This is a genomic window from Variovorax jilinensis (assembly GCF_030316885.1).
GTDB classification, from domain to species: domain Bacteria; phylum Pseudomonadota; class Gammaproteobacteria; order Burkholderiales; family Burkholderiaceae_C; genus Variovorax; species Variovorax jilinensis.
The window spans coordinates 128,836-143,886 of sequence record NZ_JASZYQ010000010.1 but is presented as its reverse complement, the minus strand read 5'-3'; the positions used below and the strand labels follow the sequence as shown (position 1 = coordinate 143,886).

Here is a 15,051-nt window from a genome sequence, read left to right as displayed (position 1 = left end):
CTGGCGGTATGTTGCAAGTGTCACGGCCCACAGGTTTCACCGGGCCGGTGCTCATTCGCCTGCTGGCCCGACTCGAAGACGACAGCGATTCCGGCCGCGCACCCGCGCTGCCGGCTGCGGTTGCGCCAGCCACCTCGGCCACGGCCGACCGCCTGAGCCACTGGATCCGCTGGACCGACGCCATCTCGCTTTCCGAGGCGCTCGCTGCGTCGGCGCGCGTCGTGCCTGCAGGCGACCGCGTGGCGCCCGAGGTCGAGGAAGCCCAGTGCGCGCGCGTGCGTGAGGCATTGGCCCAGGCCATTGCCGAGGACAGCGCGGTGAAGCCGCGCGCCGGAACGCCGCTGGATTTCTCGCTGTTCCAGCGCCGCCTGCTCGCGCGCCAGCAGGCCATGGTCTCGAGCATCGGCGGGCTGCGCGAGCGCCTGCGTGGCTACTTGTCTGCCGCATCGCCCGCGATGGCGCGATTGGCGGCAGTCGATGCCGCCATGGAGCAGGTCATCGAGGTACGCGAGCGCAAGCTGCTCGCACGCCTGTCGCCGCTGCTCGAGAAGCGCTTCGCGCGGCTGCAGCAGGCGGACGACGCGGGCTGGCTGGCCGTCTTTCGCAAGGAATTCCACGAGGCGCTGATGGCCGAACTGGATCTCCGATTTCAACCCATCGAGGGGCTGCTGGAAGCCCTGCGCTCGGCCCCTCCGAAGGCGCACCCTGTGTGAAGCCAATCAAGAAGCAAATGAACAGATTCCTCCACTACGCCGTCTTCATCGCGGGCCTGGCCGCCGTGGTGTGGGTCGGTGCCGGCTATGTCGGCAACAACCCGCTCGCGCTCGCCATCACCGGCCTCGTCGCTGCCTTCTACCTGGTCGGCGCGCTCGAGCTGCATCGCTTCCAGCAAGCCACCTCGACCTTGTCTCGTGCAGTGGCGCAGCTGGGCGCTGCGCCCGCGGACCTCGGCGCCTGGCTGGCCGGGCTGCATCCGTCGCTGCAGAACGCGGTTCGCCTTCGCATCGAGGGCGAGCGCGTGGGCCTGCCGGGCCCTGCGCTCACGCCCTACCTGGCGGGGCTGCTGGTGCTGCTCGGCATGCTCGGCACCTTCCTCGGCATGGTGGTCACGCTCAACGGGACCGGCCTGGCGCTGGAGAGCGCGACCGACCTGCAGGCGATCCGCGCCTCGCTCTCGGCTCCTGTGAGGGGGCTGGGCCTGGCCTTCGGCACCTCGGTGGCCGGCGTGGCGGCATCCGCGATGCTGGGCCTGTGGTCGGCCCTGTGCCGGCGCGAGCGCGTGCAGGCCGGCCAGTTGCTCGACAGCCGCATCGCAACCAGCCTGCGCGTGCACTCTTCGGCCTATCGGCGCGAGGAAACTTTCCGCCTGCTGCAGCTGCAGGCCCAGGCGCTGCCCGCGCTGGTCGATCGCCTGCAGGCCATGGTGGCGGCTTCGGAGCGGCAGAGCGAGGCCCTCAACGAGCGACTGGTGACGAGCCAGGACCGCTTCCACGGCAGGGCCGAGGCCGTCTATGCCGAGCTGGCGGCTTCGGTCGGTCGTTCGCTGCAGCAGAGCCTGACCGAGAGCGCACGCATCGCCGGCGCGACCATCCAGCCCGTGGTCGAGACCACCATGGCCGGCATCGCGCGCGAGACCGGTGCGCTGCACCAGACGGTGGCGCACACCGTGCAGCAGCAGCTCGACGGCATGTCGGGCCGCTTCGAGGCCGCGACCGCGCAAGTGGCGCACCACTGGGACGAGGCGCTCGCCGACCATCGCAGGACCAGCGAGGCACTTGCCGGCGAGCTGCGAGAGGCCCAGGGCCGGTTCGCCGAGACCTTCGCCGATCGCTCGTCGGAGCTGGTGGACGCCGTGTCGACCCGCTTCGCCGAGCAGGCCGATGCGCTGCGCGGGGCCGTCGCCCGCTCGCAGGGCGAACTGCAGACGCGGATGGCGGCCAGCGACGCGCAGCGTCTGGCCGCCTGGAACGAATCGCTGGCCGCAATGGCCGCCGCGCTGCAGCGCGAATGGCAGCAGGCCGGCACCCAGGCCGCGGAGCGGCAGCAGGTGCTGACCGAGACGCTGGCGCGGACCGCGCACGAGATGTCTGCGCAGGCCGAGACCCATGCCAAGGGCACGGTGGCCGAGGTCGCGCAGCTGCTGCAGGCCGCCGCCGAGGCGCCGCGCGCCGCGGCCGAGGTGATCGCCGAATTGCGCCAGAAGCTGTCCGACAGCATGGCGCGCGACAACACGATGCTCGAGGAACGCGGCCGCATCCTCGAGACGCTGGCGACCCTGCTCGATGGCGTGAACCATGCGTCGACCGAGCAGCGCGCGGCGGTCGATGCGCTGGTCGCCACGACCTCCGAGGTGCTCGAGCGCGTCGGCGGCCGCTTCACTGCCAAGGTCGAGGCCGAGACCGATCGCCTGGCGGCGGTGTCGGCGCAGGTCACGGGCAGCGCGGTCGAGGTCGCGAGCCTCGGCGAAGCCTTCGGGTTGGCGGTGCAGATCTTCAGCGAATCGAACGAGAAGCTGGGTGCCCAGCTGCAGCGCATCGAGGGCGCCCTCGGCAAGTCGATCGCGCGCAGCGACGAGCAGCTTGCCTACTATGTGGCGCAGGCCCGCGAAGTGGTCGACCTCAGCGTGATGTCGCAGAAGCAGATGGTCGAGGACATGCAGCGCCTGACCCACGCGCGTGCCGCCGAGGGCAGCGCAGCGTGACGCACGACGAGCTCGACGCCGGCATCGAGCCGACCGTGCCCGTGTGGGCGGTGTTCGGGGACCTGATGTCGGGACTGCTGGGCGCCTTCGTGCTGATCCTGGTCTGCGTGATCGGCATGCAGCTCGACCTCGCGTCCAAGCTCGAGGCCGAGGTGCATCAGCGCCAGGCCGAGGAGCAGCGCCGGCTGGCGCTCGAGCAGGCGCTCGCCGGGCCGCTCGCGGCGGGGCGCGTGACGCTCGACAACGGCCGCATCGGCATCAGCGGCAGCCTGCTGTTCGCCTTCGCCTCGGCCGACCTGCAACCCGAGGGCCGGCAGCTGCTGCGCAGCATGGCGGCGCCGCTGGCGGCCTACCTGAAGTCGCGCGACGAGATCCTCATGGTGAGCGGCTTCACCGACGACCGCCAGATGCGCGACGGCAACCGCCGCTTCGCCGACAACTGGGAGCTTTCCGCGCAGCGCGCGCTGACCGTGACGCGCGCGCTGATCGAGGAGGGCCTGCCCTCGTCGTCGATCTTCGCGGCCGCCTTCGGGCCCGAGCAGGCCGTGGCCTCGAACGCCGACGCCGAGGGACGGGCGAAGAACCGGCGCGTCGAGATGGCGCCAACGCCGCGGCCGCCCAAGACCGGCGCCGCCAAGCCGCGTGGATAGCAGGCTCGAAGACTGGCGCGCGTGCGGCGACGACCGCCACGACCGCGTGCGCTTTCGCTTCATCGAGGCACTGGCGCGGCGCGCCGAGGCCCATGAAGGCGAGGCGCGACGGCTCCTCGATGCACGGCTGGCGTTGCTGATCGAGGGCTACGGTGCCGAGCTCGAGGCGGCCGTGCGCGGCGCGAAGCAGGCTGCAGGCACTGTTGCGGCAGCTGCCCGGGAAGCGGGGCCGGCCGACGCGGCGGCGCCCGACACGCTGTGCAGCCTGGTCGAACAGCTCTCGACCCACGGCACCGACGAGCTCAAGACGCTGAGCTACTTCCGCAGCACCTGGTCGAGGCTCAGCGCCGACCGCCGCCTCACGCAGTCGCTCGCCAAGGTGCCGGACAACGCCGGCCCGCTCAACTCGCACCAGCTCGTGCACCGGTCGCTGACGCTGATGCACGAGCTCTCGCCCGAATACCTGAACCGCTTCATGGCTTACGTCGAGGCGCTTATGTGGGCCGAGCGGCTCGAGGCCGACACGGCGCCAGCGCCGGCGGCCGCCGCGCGCGCCGAAGGCCAGCGCAAGGGCGGACGGCGCAAGGCAGCCTGACCCTTTCCGCTCTGCGGGATTCCACCAAGCCCCGTCGTCGCGGCAGGCGGCGCATACTGGCGGCAGACCCTGTTCCGGCCCTTCCCCCGGGGGCACCAAGGGCAGCCAGGAGACCGCCTTGCAGCGAACCAACATTGCCGACCCGGCCTATTTCCACAAGGTCGTGGATTGCCAGTACGCGTGTCCGGCACACACCCCCGTTCCCGAATACATCCGACTGATCGCGCAGCGTCGCTATGGCGATGCCTACATGGTCAACTGGATCTCCAACGTCTTCCCCGGCATCCTCGGGCGCACCTGCGACCGGCCCTGCGAACCGGCCTGCCGGCGCGGGCGGGTCGAGCAGAGCAATGCCAAGGACCCGGAACCGGTCGCGATCTGCCGCCTGAAGCGCGTGGCAGCCGACATGAAGGAGGACGTGCGCGCGCGCATGCCCGAGGTCGCGCCGCGCAATGGTCGGCGCGTGGCCTGCATCGGCGCCGGGCCGGCCTCTCTCACGGTGGCGCGCGACCTCGCGCCGCTGGGCTACGAGGTGACCGTGTTCGACGGCGAAGCCAAGGCCGGCGGTTTCATCCGCACCCAGATCCCGCGCTTCCGGCTGCCCGAGTCGGTGATCGACGAGGAGACCGGCTACATCCTGGACCTCGGCGTCGAGTTCCGCAGCGGTCAGCGTATCGAATCGATGAAGGCGCTGATGGCCGAGGACTGGGACGCCATCTTCGTCGGCTGCGGCGCGCCGCGCGGGCGCGACCTCGACCTGCCGGGCCGGCGCGAGGCCGCGGCTCACATCCACATCGGCATCGACTGGCTGGCCTCGGTCTCATTCGGCCACGTGACGTCGATCGGTCGCCGCGTGATCGTGCTCGGCGGCGGCAACACCGCGATGGACTGCTGCCGCTCGGCGCGACGGCTCGGCGGCAGCGACGTCAAGGTGATCGTGCGCAGCGGCTTCGACGAGATGAAGGCCTCGCCCTGGGAGAAGGAAGACGCCCAGCACGAAGGCATTCCGATCGTCAACTTCCACGTGCCCAAGGCCTTCGTGCACGAGAACGGCCAGCTGGTCGGCATGCGCTTCGAGATCGTGCAGGCCGAGTACGACAGCCGCGGCCGCCGCACGCTGGTGCCGAGCGGCCTGCCCGAGGTCTTCTTCGAATGCGACGAGGTGCTGGTGGCGGTGGGGCAGGAGAACGCATTCCCGTGGATCGAGCGCGACAGCGGCATCGCCTTCGACGAATGGGGCCTGCCGGTGCTCGATGCGCGCAGCTTCCAGTCCAGCGTGCCGAACGTGTTCTTCGGTGGCGATGCGGCCTTCGGCCCCAAGAACATCATCACGGCCGTCGCCCACGGCCACGAGGCCGCGGTCTCCATCGACAAGCTGCTGCACGACGATCCGGTCTACGTGCGGCCGGCGCCGATGGCCAACCTGGTGTCGCAGAAGATGGGCATCCACGAGTGGAGCTACGACAACGACACCTCGAACGACCTTCGCTACAAGGTGCCGTGGGAGAAGGCCGAGACCGCGCTGGCCAGCATCCGGGTCGAGGTCGAGTTGGGCTTCGATGCCGCCACTGCCTTCAAGGAGGCCGAGCGCTGCCTCAACTGCGACGTGCAGACTGTGTTCTCCGAGCCTGCCTGCATCGAATGCGACGCCTGCGTCGACATCTGCCCGATGGACTGCATCAGCTTCACGGTCAACGGCGAGGAAGCCGAGCTTCGACAGCGCCTGAAGGCGCCGGCACTCGACCTTTCGCAGGACCTCTACGTGTCGGGCGGCCTCAAGACCGGTCGCGTGATGGTCAAGGACGAGGACGTCTGCCTGCACTGCGGCCTCTGCGCCGAGCGCTGCCCGACCGGGGCCTGGGACATGCAGAAGTTCCTCCTCAAGATGACGCCGGCGGGGCCGCGGGCCCGCAGTGCGCAGGAGGCGGTCGCGTGAGCGCCGCACGGCCGCCCGAAGGCGCGAAGGGCCCCTCGGGGGGCAGCGAAGCACACGCAGTGGCGAGCGTGGGGGCCACATCACCCATCGAGGCAGTCAACGACTTCGTCATCAAGTTCGCCAACGTGAACGGATCGGGCTCGGCCTCTGCCAACGAGCTGTTCGCGAAGGCCATCCTGCGCATGGGCGTGCCCGTGAGCCCGCGCAACATCTTTCCGAGCAACATCCAGGGCCTGCCGACCTGGTACGAGGTGCGCGTGACCGAGGACGGCCACCTGGGCCGGCGCGGCGGCACCGACATGATGGTGGCGATGAACCCGCAGACCTGGGACGCCGACGTGGCCGAGCTCGAGCCCGGCGGCTACCTGTTCTACGACAGCACGCGTCCGTTGCCGCCGTCGAAGTTCCGCAGCGACGTTCGCGTGATCGGCATGCCGCTCACCGAGATCTGCAATGCGGTCTACAACGACCCGCGCCAGCGCCAGCTGTTCAAGAACATCGTCTACGTGGGCGCGCTGTGCGTGCTGCTCGGCATCGAGCCCGAGGTGGTCGAGAAGCTGTTCGGCGAGCAGTACAAGGGCAAGGAGAAGCTGCTGGCCTCGAACGTGCAGGCGCTGCACCTGGGCTGCGACTTCGCGCGCGAGAACATCCGCGAGCCCGTGGGGCTGCGGGTGCGCCGAGCCGACCGCGTGGGCGACCGCATCTTCGTCGACGGCAACAGCGCCGCGGCGCTGGGCTGCGTGTATGGCGGCGCCACGGTGGCGGCGTGGTATCCCATCACGCCCTCGTCCTCGGTGGCCGAGGCCTTCCAGAAGTACTGCAGCAAGTTCCGCATCGATCCCGACACCGGGCAGCACCGCTTCGCCATCGTGCAGGCCGAGGACGAGCTGGCCTCGATCGGCGTCGTCGTGGGCGCGGGCTGGAACGGCGCGCGCGCCTTCACGCCGACCTCGGGGCCCGGCATCTCCCTGATGAGCGAGTTCATCGGCCTGGCCTACTTCGCCGAGATCCCGATCACGCTGATCAACGTGCAGCGCGGCGGGCCCTCGACCGGCATGCCCACGCGCACCCAGCAGGCCGACGTTCTGATGTGCGCCTATGCCTCGCACGGCGACACCAAGCACGTGCTGCTGTTTCCCGAGGACCCGCACGAATGCTTCGAGCATGCGGCCGCCGCGCTGGACCTCGCGGACCGGCTGCAGACGCCGGTCTTCCTCATGACCGATCTCGACATCGGCATGAACCAGCGCCTGTGCAAGCCCTTCGAGTGGGACGATGCCCGCGCCTACGACCGCGGCAAGGTCATGACCGCCGAGGAGCTCGAGGCCGGCCGCGACTTCGGCCGCTACAAGGACGTCGACGGCGACGGCATCCCGTGGCGCACGCTGCCGGGCACCCATCCCACCAAGGGCAGCTACTTCACGCGCGGGACCACGCGCGATGCCTATGCGCGCTACTCCGAGCGCGGACCCGACTACATCTACAACATGGAGCGGCTGCTCGAGAAGTTTGCGACCGCGGCCACCCTGGTGCCGCAGCCGGTGCTTCGCCGGGCGCCGCACAAAACCGAACTGGGCGTGATCTATTACGGCTCGACCAGCCCGGCCATGCAGGAGGCGCTCGCGGCGCTCGAAGCCGACGGGATCGAGCTGGACGCGCTGCGGCTGCGCGCCTTTCCGTTCCCGGCCAGCGTGAGCGAATTCCTCGCCGGCCACCGCACGGTGTTCGTGGTCGAGCAGAACCGCGATGCCCAGATGCGAAGCCTGCTGGTCAACGAGCTCGACGCCGATCCGGCGCAACTCGTGCGCGTGCTGCATTACGACGGCACGCCGATCACTGCACGCTTCATCGTCGCGGCCATCACCGACCGGCTGCGCGCCGCGCGGTCCGCCGGTGCTGCCGGCAGCAGCAACAAGGAAACGGCATGACCTATCTCGCGAAGCCCCGGCTGCGCCATCCGACGCTGGCGGTGAACAAGGTCGGCTACACGCGGCGCGACTACGAGGGCAAGATCTCGACCTTGTGCGCCGGCTGCGGCCACGACTCCATCTCGGCCGCGATCATCGAGGCCTGCTGGGAACTGGACATCGAGCCGCACCGCGTGGCCAAGCTGTCGGGCATCGGCTGCAGCTCGAAGACGCCCGACTACTTCCTCGGCGCCTCGCACGGCTTCAACACCGTGCATGGCCGCATGCCCAGCGTGCTGACCGGCGCCAACCTCGCGAACCGCGACCTGCTGTACCTGGGCGTCTCGGGCGACGGCGACTCGGCCTCGATCGGCCTGGGCCAGTTCGCGCACGCGATGCGGCGCGGCGTGCGCATGGCCTACATCGTCGAGAACAACGGCGTCTACGGGCTTACCAAGGGCCAGTTCTCGGCCACCGCGGACCAGGGCTCCAAGAGCAAGAAAGGCGTGGTCAACACCGACAGCCCGATCGACCTGGTGGCGATGGCGCTGCAGATGGGCGCCACCTACGTCGGGCGCGGCTTCTCGGGCAACAAGGCGCAGCTGGTGCCGCTGATCAAGGGCGCGATCAGCCATGGCGGCGCGGCGCTGATCGACGTCATCAGCCCGTGCGTGGCCTTCAACAACCACCCGGGCAGCACCAAGAGCTACGACTACGTGCGCGAGCACAACGAGGCCGTGAGCCGCATCGACTTCATCAGCAGCCGTGACGAGATCTCGGTCGACATCGGGCCGGGCGAGGTGATGGACGTGCGCCAGCACGACGGCACGCTGCTGCGGCTGCGCAGCCTGCATCCCGACTACAACCCCGGCGACCGCCATGCCGCGATGGCCTACATGCAGCGGCATTCCGCCATGGGCGAGGTCGTGACCGGGCTGCTGTACGTCGATCCGCTCGCCACCGACCTGCACAACGCGCTCAACACCGTCGACCTGCCGCTCAATGGCCTGGGCACGGCGGAACTCAATCCGGGCGCCAAGGCGCTCGGCCGGCTCAACGACTCGTTGCGCTGATCGCCGCGAGGGCGTACAAGACGCGTTTCCCCGGAGGGCGCACCATGGCAGAACGCACGGTCTTCCAGTCGATCTCGCGCAAGCATGTCGTGAGCGTGGGGCCGCAGGCCAGCGTGCGCGACGCCGCCTGCGTCATGACCAGCGCCAACTGCGGCAGCGTGCTCGTCATGGAGCCGCCCGATCTCCTGCTGGGCATCCTGACCGAACGCGATCTCATGACGCGGGTGCTGGCGCGTGGCGTCGACCCCGAGCGCACCGCGGTACGTGACGTCATGACGCCGAACCCGATCTGCATCCCGCCCGAGACGCGGGTGTCGGACGCCGTGGTGCTGATGCTCGAGCGCGGCTTTCGCCACCTGCCGCTGGTGTCGGGCAGCAAGATCCTCGGCGTGTTCTCGGTGCGCGACGCGCTGCCGCGCGAGATCGGTGCGGCGCTGAGCCAGACCGAGTTCAACGAACAGGTGAACGACGCGCTGGGCTGAGCCCTTGATTCAGCGGCCCGCCTTGGCAGCCGGCTCACGAGGCAGCAGCCACCAGGCCAGAGCGAGTGCCAGCCTCACGGCGATCGCGGTCGCCCCGAAGCCCCAGGCGAAGGCCTCGGCCGAGCGGGCGGGATCGGCATCCCGGCTGCCGTTCGGGTTCAACCGCATCCCCGCGACGGCGTCGGCGGCCGCCATCAGGCCGGCGGCACCAGTGCCGGCCGCCGCTCGGACCAGCCCTCGAGCCAGGCATGAACCAGGTTCGCCTCCATGGGCCGCGCGATGAAATAGCCCTGCGCGAGATCGCAGCCGATCTCCTGCAGAAGCCGCCAGTCGTCCTCGGTCTCGACGCCCTCGGCCACCGACTGCATGCCCAGGCGCCGCGCCATCCCGATGCTGCCTTCGAGGATCGGACGCACCACGGCGTTGTCGCGTGCGCCGTGCACGAAGCCGCGATCGACCTTGAGTTCGGTGAAGGGCACGTCGCGCAACTGGGCCAGCGAGGAGTGGCCGGTGCCGAAGTCGTCGATCGAGAGGCCGAATCGCTTGACCCGCAGCCGCACCAGGTTCTCGAGCGACGCCACGGCGTGCGCGCTGAGCTTGCTCTCGGTGACCTCGAGGATCAGGTCCTGGGGCTGCATGGCCATTTCGCGCACGATGGCGGCCACGCGGCCTGCGAACCCGGGAGCCGCCAGGCTGTCCATCGACACGTTGACCGCCACCCGCGTGCTCAGGCCGCCCGTACGCCAGCGCGCGATCTGCGCCAGCGCCTCGCGCAGCGCCCAGTCGGTCATCGTATCGATCAGGCCGCAGGACTCGGCAAGACCGATGAAGCGGTCAGGCATCACGAGGCCCTGCACGGGATGACGCCAGCGCATGAGCGCCTCGAGGCTCGCGAGCGCACCGCTGGCGAGGTCCACCTTGGGCTGGTAGTGCAGCACCCACTGGGCTTCGGCATGCGCGACCCGCAGGTCGGCCTCGGTGAATGCGGGCGCGGCCGGAGCCCCCGGAGGACGCGCGGGCAGGCGCGTCTGCCAGGCGTCGATCAGCGCGCGCAGCGCCTCGCCGGATGCCGGCTTGTCGAGTGCGCCGAGCAGCACCAGCCGGCTGCGACCGAGCAGCCGCTGTACGGTCTGCACCACGCGGGTGCCTTCGCCGCTGAGCAGGATCACGCCGCCCGCGTAGCCCTCGGCGTCGAGGACCCTGAGCAGTTCGATGCCGTCCATGCCCGGCATGTTGAGGTCGCAGACCAGCACGTCGACCCGGCCCGGATTGCCGCGTATAAGCGCCAGCGCGACATCGGCGCTGATCGCGGTGCCGACGCGCCGATAGCCGATGCCATCGAGCAGCATCGCCTGGGCGGCGAGCATGAAGGCGTCGTCGTCGACCAGCAGGATGGCCGGCTGCGCAGCCGGATCCTCGCCGGCTTCGAGCGCGCGGGGCGCCTGGCCCGAAGGATCGCCGGAGGTCGTCATGGTCTTGTCGCCGTGTCTTGCATGGCGCTCGAGGCTACCGTGTTCGATCGAGCTTGTCTCGCGTCGGGGATGGCTGCCTGCCTGCAGTATCCTGCCCCGAGCCTCGAAGGGAATCCATGATGACGAGCGATTGGAAGCTGCGCGCCAAGGTCTTCATCCAGCGCTTCTGGCAGCCGACCAGCGCCTGCATGACCTGCATGCCCGGGAGCTGGGGCAACCTCATGAGTGCGGCGCACTGGACGCTGGCACTGCAGACCGGTCTGGTCACCGCGATCCTGGCCTTGCTGCTGACCTTCACGCCGGCGGCGAGGCTGTTCCGCAACAGATGGGGCAATGCGCTGGTCGTGGGCCTGCTGACCATGTTCGGCGACGCCTTCTCGCATGCCGATCACTACGGCACGCGGTGGGTCGAGCCCGTCCTGACGGGCCTGGTGTCGGGCCTGCTGGCCCTGGCGGGCTCCTACGTGTTCGAAGACCGGGCGCGGCGACTGCGTGCCGCGTGGGCACGGGTTCGCGGCAAGCGGGTGAGCTGAGGCGGTCGACCGGCTCGAGACTTTCCTCACGCTCTCCGCGCTTTCCAAGCGGCATCGGATGGCACAGGCGCGCCGACTTCAGCCACGCTTAAGGATCGGCGCCGAGACTGATTTCAACGGCAGAGGAAGAACCCCGACGCCGCATTCAGAAAGGTCATCCGCCATGAAGAAGTCCGCCGCCCCCGCGCCCCTGAACCCGTCCCAGATCCAGATGCTGGTCGAGCTGCTCGAGCTGCGCCAGCTGGCGCCCAAGGAAACCGCCGCCAGGTTCGACCGGCTGGCGCAGCTCGGTGTCTTCTCGCCGCCGCAACAGGACGCGATCGAGGTGCTGTTCTCGCTCGACGACGACGAGATTCCAGACGCCCTGTTCGATTTCGCCGACGACGAGGCGCGCAGCTTCGTGCGCGAGGGCCTGCCGCACGAGGCACGCCTGAGCTACGTCGCCGCCTGAGGCCGGCCGCCTGACCGCAGGCTGAACAATTCTCGCGCCGGATGCCCATTCCTTCACGCGGCCGAAGGGGCATCGGCGGTCACACTGGCTCCATGTTCAGAGCCATCCTCCTCCTCTCCATCGTTGCCGTTCCCGTGTGGTCCGTCTACATGTTCGGGCTCTGGGTACTGATCGCTTTCGTCGTGGCCGCGGCCGCGACCTTGTTCTCGCTCGGCCGCCCGCAGGAAGGCGACGTGGGCGAGGACACCCGCAGCGCGCCGCTCTCGGGCTATCACACGACCAGCATGGCGGGCTTCTAGCGCCTGCGTCTTTCAGCGGCGTCTTGCTGGCGCCGCTGCTTCTTTTGTTCCATGATCCGCGGCATCCCGGCCTTCGCCGGTGCATGCGAGGAAGCTCATGGCCCCCAGATTCCTGCTTCTGGCGCGCGGCGCCTTCAACCTGCTGTTCGGCATCGGCCTCTATGTCTGGCTGCAGGGTCAGGATGCGCAGCGCTTCGCCCCGGGCGGCACCTACGCGCTGATCGACGGTTTCCTGGGGCTGCTGCTGGCCTTCGCGCTGCGCGGTTCGGCCCGCGGGCGCTGGCTGTTCGGGCTGGTGCTCTGCGATGGCCTGCTGCGCCTGCTGATCGGCGCCATGATCTTCGCCAATCCCGGCCTCCAGCAGATGGTGCTCGGCAGCGTCTTCGTCCACGTCCTGATCATCTTTGCCTGCGGATTGCTGGGCCTCGGCGGCATCGTCTACCTGCTGGTCAGGCGGCCGCCCGCGGGCGACCCCTCGCGCGGCGCGGTCGGGCCGGCGCTCGCGATCTGCATCTTCACCTTCCTGCTCGGCGTCGGCCTGGCCTACGGACTGCTTGGCGCCGCCCAGGTCACCATGCTCGCGCTCTACGCGCTGTTGATGGGCATCGCGCTGCTGTACGCGGGCTGGCGGTCGGGTGCGGCCGTCGCGGGGCCGCCTCTGGCGTCGCCATGACGGCGGCCGTCGACCGGCCGGTTGCGCTCGTCACCCACGCTCGGCTGTTCGCCGGCCCGCCGGCCGTGGGGGCGCTCTGCGCCGCGGGCTTCCAGGTGGTCGTGCACGATGAGGCCTTTGCCTCGGCCGGCGCCAGGGAGGCCTACGGGCGCGCTCACGCAGGCGTGGTCGTGCTGGCGGAACAGGAGCCGGCGGACATCGTCCGGGCGGCGAACGCATGGGCCGATCGGCTGGACGTGCTGGTGAGCAACGATGCCTGCCCGCCGATCCACGAGCCGGTCGAGACAGCGGACCCGCAGGGGCTGCAGGACACGCTGGAGCGCCTGGTCGTGTTTCCGTTCCGGCTGGCGCAGGCTGCCATTCCGCATCTCAGGGGCCGGCAGAAGGCGCGCGTGGTGTTCATCACGTCGAATCGCAACCGCCTGCCGTTGGGCGCGGGATCCATTCCCGACATCGCCCGTGCCGGGGCCAATGCACTGGTCAGATCGCTCGGGATCGAGCTGGCGCCGCTCGGGATTCCCGTGAACGCCATTGCGCCCAACCACCTCGCCAGCGAGACCTACTACCCGCGGGCGCGGTTCGTCGACGAGCCTGCCGGACGCGCCTACATCGAGCGGACCGTGCCCGCGGGGCGCCTTGCCGATCCGGCGGAGATCGGCGAGCTGATCCGCTACCTCGCGACCATGGAGGGCAGCTTCCTGACCGGGACGGTGATCGATTTCTCGGGTGGATGGCCGGTGGGTATCCCGCCGCCCGCCGATCCCGCCTGAGGCTGCAAGGGGAGGCCGGCGACGACCCCGCTCACTTGCGCCAGAACGAAGGCGTGAGCAGCGCGATGAAGCTCAGCATCTCGAGCCGCCCGAGCACCATCGCGAAGGTGCAGACCCAGACCTGGAACTCCGTGAAGTGGCTGTAGTTGCCCGACGGCCCGACGCTGCCGAGCCCGGGGCCGGTGCAGTTCACGCTGGCCAGCACGGCGCTGAAGGCGGTCACCGGATCGAGGTCGGTCAGCACCAGCAGCATGCTCAGCGAGATCGTGGTCACGCCGTAGACCAGCATGAAGGCCAGCACCGAGAAGATCACGCGGTGGTCGACCACCATGCTGCCGAGCGTCACGGGCTGCACAGCGCGCGGGTGGACGAGGCGCGTCATCTCGCGCCGCGCCTGCTTGACCAGGATCAGCACGCGCACCATCTTGATGCCGCAGCCGGCCGAGCCCGCGCTGGTCGCCACGCCCGACAGCAGCAGCATGAAGAGCGGCGCGAACGCCGGCCAGGCCAGGTAGTCGACGGTCGCGAAGCCGGTCGTGCTGCCGAGCGAGATCGCATGGAAGATGCCGTAGCGCAGCGCGTCCACCACGCCGTAGACGTTCTTGGCCCACAGCACCGCCGCCACGATCAGGCCGCCGCCGATCAGCGCGATGAGCGTGCCGCGCAGCTCCGGGTCGCGCCAGAAGCCGCCCCAGTGGCCCTTGCGCATCGCGATGAAGTACAGCGCGAAGTTGCAGCTGGCGGCCAGCATGAAGACCACGGCGACGAGTTCCAGCGCGGGCGACGCGAAGTGCGCGAAGCTGGTGTCGTGCGAGCTCAGTCCGCCCAGGCTCACGGTGGCGAACATGTGCATCATGGCTTCGATGGCCGACATGCCGCCGGCCCAGTAGGCAAGGAAGCACGCGACCGAGAAGCTGGCGTAGATGCCCCACAGGCCCTTGGCTGTTTCCTTGACGCGCGGCGTGAGCTTGCTGTCCTTGATCGGGCCCGCAACCTCGGCCTTGAAGAGCTGGCTGCCACCCACGCCGAGCAGCGGCAGGATCGCCACCGCGAGCACCAGGATGCCCATGCCGCCCAGCCACTGCAGGAAGGTGCGCCACACGTTGATCGAGACCGGCAGGCTGTCGAGCTGCGTGAGCACCGTGGCGCCCGTGGTCGTGAGGCCCGACACGGCCTCGAAGTACGCATGCGTGAAGTCGATCGACCGGCCGACGTCGCGCAGCGACCACATCAGCGGCAGCGTGGCGAAGAGCGGCAGCAGCACCCAGGTGAAGGACACCAGGAAGATCCCGTGGCGCGGCTGCAGTTCGCGCTTGAAGCGATAGAGGCCGCCCCACAGCGCGCCGCCGCAGGCGGCACAGACGCCCGCCGAGACCGCCCACACGTGGCGCAGCCCGTCGTCGTGCGCCCACGAGAAGAACCACGGCACGAACATGCCGAGCGAGAAGAAGGTCAGCAGCGCGCCGAACACGCGCAGGACCGGAAGGAAATCGCTCATGGACGCCGGCC

At 69.7% G+C, this 15,051-nt stretch carries 16 protein-coding genes; 13 read left to right on the top strand and 3 right to left on the bottom strand.

What is annotated here, in order from left to right; translation table 11 throughout:
- Positions 1–8 precede the first annotated feature (8 nt).
- From QTH87_RS24590 to QTH87_RS24555, 8 genes are all read left to right on the top strand, one after another.
- Positions 9–713 (top strand): DUF3348 family protein, encoded by a 705-nt coding sequence (locus QTH87_RS24590; protein WP_286612863.1) that lies wholly within the window; start codon positions 9–11, stop codon positions 711–713.
- 17 nt (positions 714–730) lie between these two features.
- Positions 731–2,701 carry a DUF802 domain-containing protein gene (locus QTH87_RS24585; protein ID WP_286612861.1) on the top strand — a complete coding sequence of 657 codons (1,971 nt, stop codon included), beginning with the start codon at positions 731–733 and terminating at the stop codon, positions 2,699–2,701.
- Positions 2,698–3,351: an OmpA family protein gene (locus tag QTH87_RS24580; RefSeq protein WP_286612860.1), complete on the top strand. Its 654-nt coding sequence runs from the start codon at positions 2,698–2,700 to the stop codon at positions 3,349–3,351. The genes QTH87_RS24585 and QTH87_RS24580 overlap by 4 nt, the downstream gene beginning before the upstream one ends.
- Positions 3,344–3,946, top strand: a complete 603-nt coding sequence (locus tag QTH87_RS24575; protein ID WP_286612859.1) for a DUF2894 domain-containing protein — start codon at positions 3,344–3,346, stop codon at positions 3,944–3,946. The genes QTH87_RS24580 and QTH87_RS24575 overlap by 8 nt, the downstream gene beginning before the upstream one ends.
- 118 nt (positions 3,947–4,064) lie before the next feature.
- Complete coding sequence (locus tag QTH87_RS24570; RefSeq protein WP_286612857.1) at positions 4,065–5,882, top strand: FAD-dependent oxidoreductase; 1,818 nt, start codon at positions 4,065–4,067, stop codon at positions 5,880–5,882.
- 68 nt (positions 5,883–5,950) lie between these two features.
- On the top strand, positions 5,951–7,810 hold the full coding sequence (locus QTH87_RS24565; RefSeq protein WP_286612915.1) for a 2-oxoacid:acceptor oxidoreductase subunit alpha: 1,860 nt from the start codon (positions 5,951–5,953) through the stop codon (positions 7,808–7,810).
- A complete protein-coding gene (locus QTH87_RS24560) occupies positions 7,807–8,862 on the top strand; it encodes a 2-oxoacid:ferredoxin oxidoreductase subunit beta (RefSeq protein WP_286612855.1) in 1,056 nt (351 codons plus the stop codon). The genes QTH87_RS24565 and QTH87_RS24560 overlap by 4 nt, the downstream gene beginning before the upstream one ends.
- 44 nt (positions 8,863–8,906) lie before the next feature.
- On the top strand, positions 8,907–9,344 hold the full coding sequence (locus QTH87_RS24555; protein ID WP_286612853.1) for a CBS domain-containing protein: 438 nt from the start codon (positions 8,907–8,909) through the stop codon (positions 9,342–9,344).
- 9 nt (positions 9,345–9,353) lie between these two features.
- On the opposite strand, the gene QTH87_RS24550 is transcribed toward QTH87_RS24555, so the two are convergent.
- Positions 9,354–9,539: a hypothetical protein gene (locus QTH87_RS24550; protein WP_286612852.1), complete on the bottom strand. Its 186-nt coding sequence runs from the start codon at positions 9,537–9,539 to the stop codon at positions 9,354–9,356.
- Positions 9,539–10,816 (bottom strand): EAL domain-containing response regulator, encoded by a 1,278-nt coding sequence (locus tag QTH87_RS24545; protein WP_286612850.1) that lies wholly within the window; start codon positions 10,814–10,816, stop codon positions 9,539–9,541. The genes QTH87_RS24550 and QTH87_RS24545 overlap by 1 nt, the downstream gene beginning before the upstream one ends.
- A gap of 119 nt (positions 10,817–10,935) precedes the next feature.
- On the opposite strand from QTH87_RS24545, the gene QTH87_RS24540 reads away from it, so the two are divergent.
- The 5 genes from QTH87_RS24540 to QTH87_RS24520 all read left to right on the top strand — a co-directional run bounded on the left by QTH87_RS24540 (position 10,936) and on the right by QTH87_RS24520 (position 13,542).
- Positions 10,936–11,349, top strand: a complete 414-nt coding sequence (locus QTH87_RS24540) for a hypothetical protein (protein ID WP_286612913.1) — start codon at positions 10,936–10,938, stop codon at positions 11,347–11,349.
- 163 nt (positions 11,350–11,512) lie between these two features.
- Entirely contained in the window at positions 11,513–11,800 is a 288-nt protein-coding gene (locus tag QTH87_RS24535) for a hypothetical protein (RefSeq protein ID WP_286612848.1), read from the top strand.
- Positions 11,801–11,892: 92 nt separating this feature from the next.
- Positions 11,893–12,099 (top strand): hypothetical protein, encoded by a 207-nt coding sequence (locus tag QTH87_RS24530; protein WP_286612846.1) that lies wholly within the window; start codon positions 11,893–11,895, stop codon positions 12,097–12,099.
- A 97-nt stretch (positions 12,100–12,196) separates the two neighbouring features.
- Entirely contained in the window at positions 12,197–12,772 is a 576-nt protein-coding gene (locus tag QTH87_RS24525; RefSeq protein ID WP_286612845.1) for a hypothetical protein, read from the top strand.
- A complete protein-coding gene (locus QTH87_RS24520; protein ID WP_286612843.1) occupies positions 12,769–13,542 on the top strand; it encodes an SDR family oxidoreductase in 774 nt (257 codons plus the stop codon). The genes QTH87_RS24525 and QTH87_RS24520 overlap by 4 nt, the downstream gene beginning before the upstream one ends.
- A gap of 31 nt (positions 13,543–13,573) precedes the next feature.
- On the opposite strand, the gene QTH87_RS24515 is transcribed toward QTH87_RS24520, so the two are convergent.
- Positions 13,574–15,040 (bottom strand): TrkH family potassium uptake protein, encoded by a 1,467-nt coding sequence (locus QTH87_RS24515; protein ID WP_286612841.1) that lies wholly within the window; start codon positions 15,038–15,040, stop codon positions 13,574–13,576.
- Between the last annotated feature and the right edge of the window lie 11 nt (positions 15,041–15,051).

Excerpts from the sequence above, each read along its gene's own strand:
- QTH87_RS24555 (WP_286612853.1), top strand. The coding sequence starts at position 8,907 with ATGGCAGAACGCACGGTCTTCCAGTCGATCTCGCGCAAGCATGTCGTG.
- QTH87_RS24550 (WP_286612852.1), bottom strand. The coding sequence starts at position 9,539 with ATGGCGGCCGCCGACGCCGTCGCGGGGATGCGGTTGAACCCGAACGGC.
- QTH87_RS24560 (WP_286612855.1), top strand. The coding sequence starts at position 7,807 with ATGACCTATCTCGCGAAGCCCCGGCTGCGCCATCCGACGCTGGCGGTG.
- QTH87_RS24525 (WP_286612845.1), top strand. The coding sequence starts at position 12,197 with ATGGCCCCCAGATTCCTGCTTCTGGCGCGCGGCGCCTTCAACCTGCTG.
- QTH87_RS24535 (WP_286612848.1), top strand. The coding sequence starts at position 11,513 with ATGAAGAAGTCCGCCGCCCCCGCGCCCCTGAACCCGTCCCAGATCCAG.
- QTH87_RS24545 (WP_286612850.1), bottom strand. The coding sequence starts at position 10,816 with ATGACGACCTCCGGCGATCCTTCGGGCCAGGCGCCCCGCGCGCTCGAA.
- QTH87_RS24515 (WP_286612841.1), bottom strand. The coding sequence starts at position 15,040 with ATGAGCGATTTCCTTCCGGTCCTGCGCGTGTTCGGCGCGCTGCTGACC.
- QTH87_RS24585 (WP_286612861.1), top strand. The coding sequence starts at position 731 with ATGAACAGATTCCTCCACTACGCCGTCTTCATCGCGGGCCTGGCCGCC.
- QTH87_RS24530 (WP_286612846.1), top strand. The coding sequence starts at position 11,893 with ATGTTCAGAGCCATCCTCCTCCTCTCCATCGTTGCCGTTCCCGTGTGG.
- QTH87_RS24540 (WP_286612913.1), top strand. The coding sequence starts at position 10,936 with ATGACGAGCGATTGGAAGCTGCGCGCCAAGGTCTTCATCCAGCGCTTC.
- QTH87_RS24590 (WP_286612863.1), top strand. The coding sequence starts at position 9 with ATGTTGCAAGTGTCACGGCCCACAGGTTTCACCGGGCCGGTGCTCATT.
- QTH87_RS24520 (WP_286612843.1), top strand. The coding sequence starts at position 12,769 with ATGACGGCGGCCGTCGACCGGCCGGTTGCGCTCGTCACCCACGCTCGG.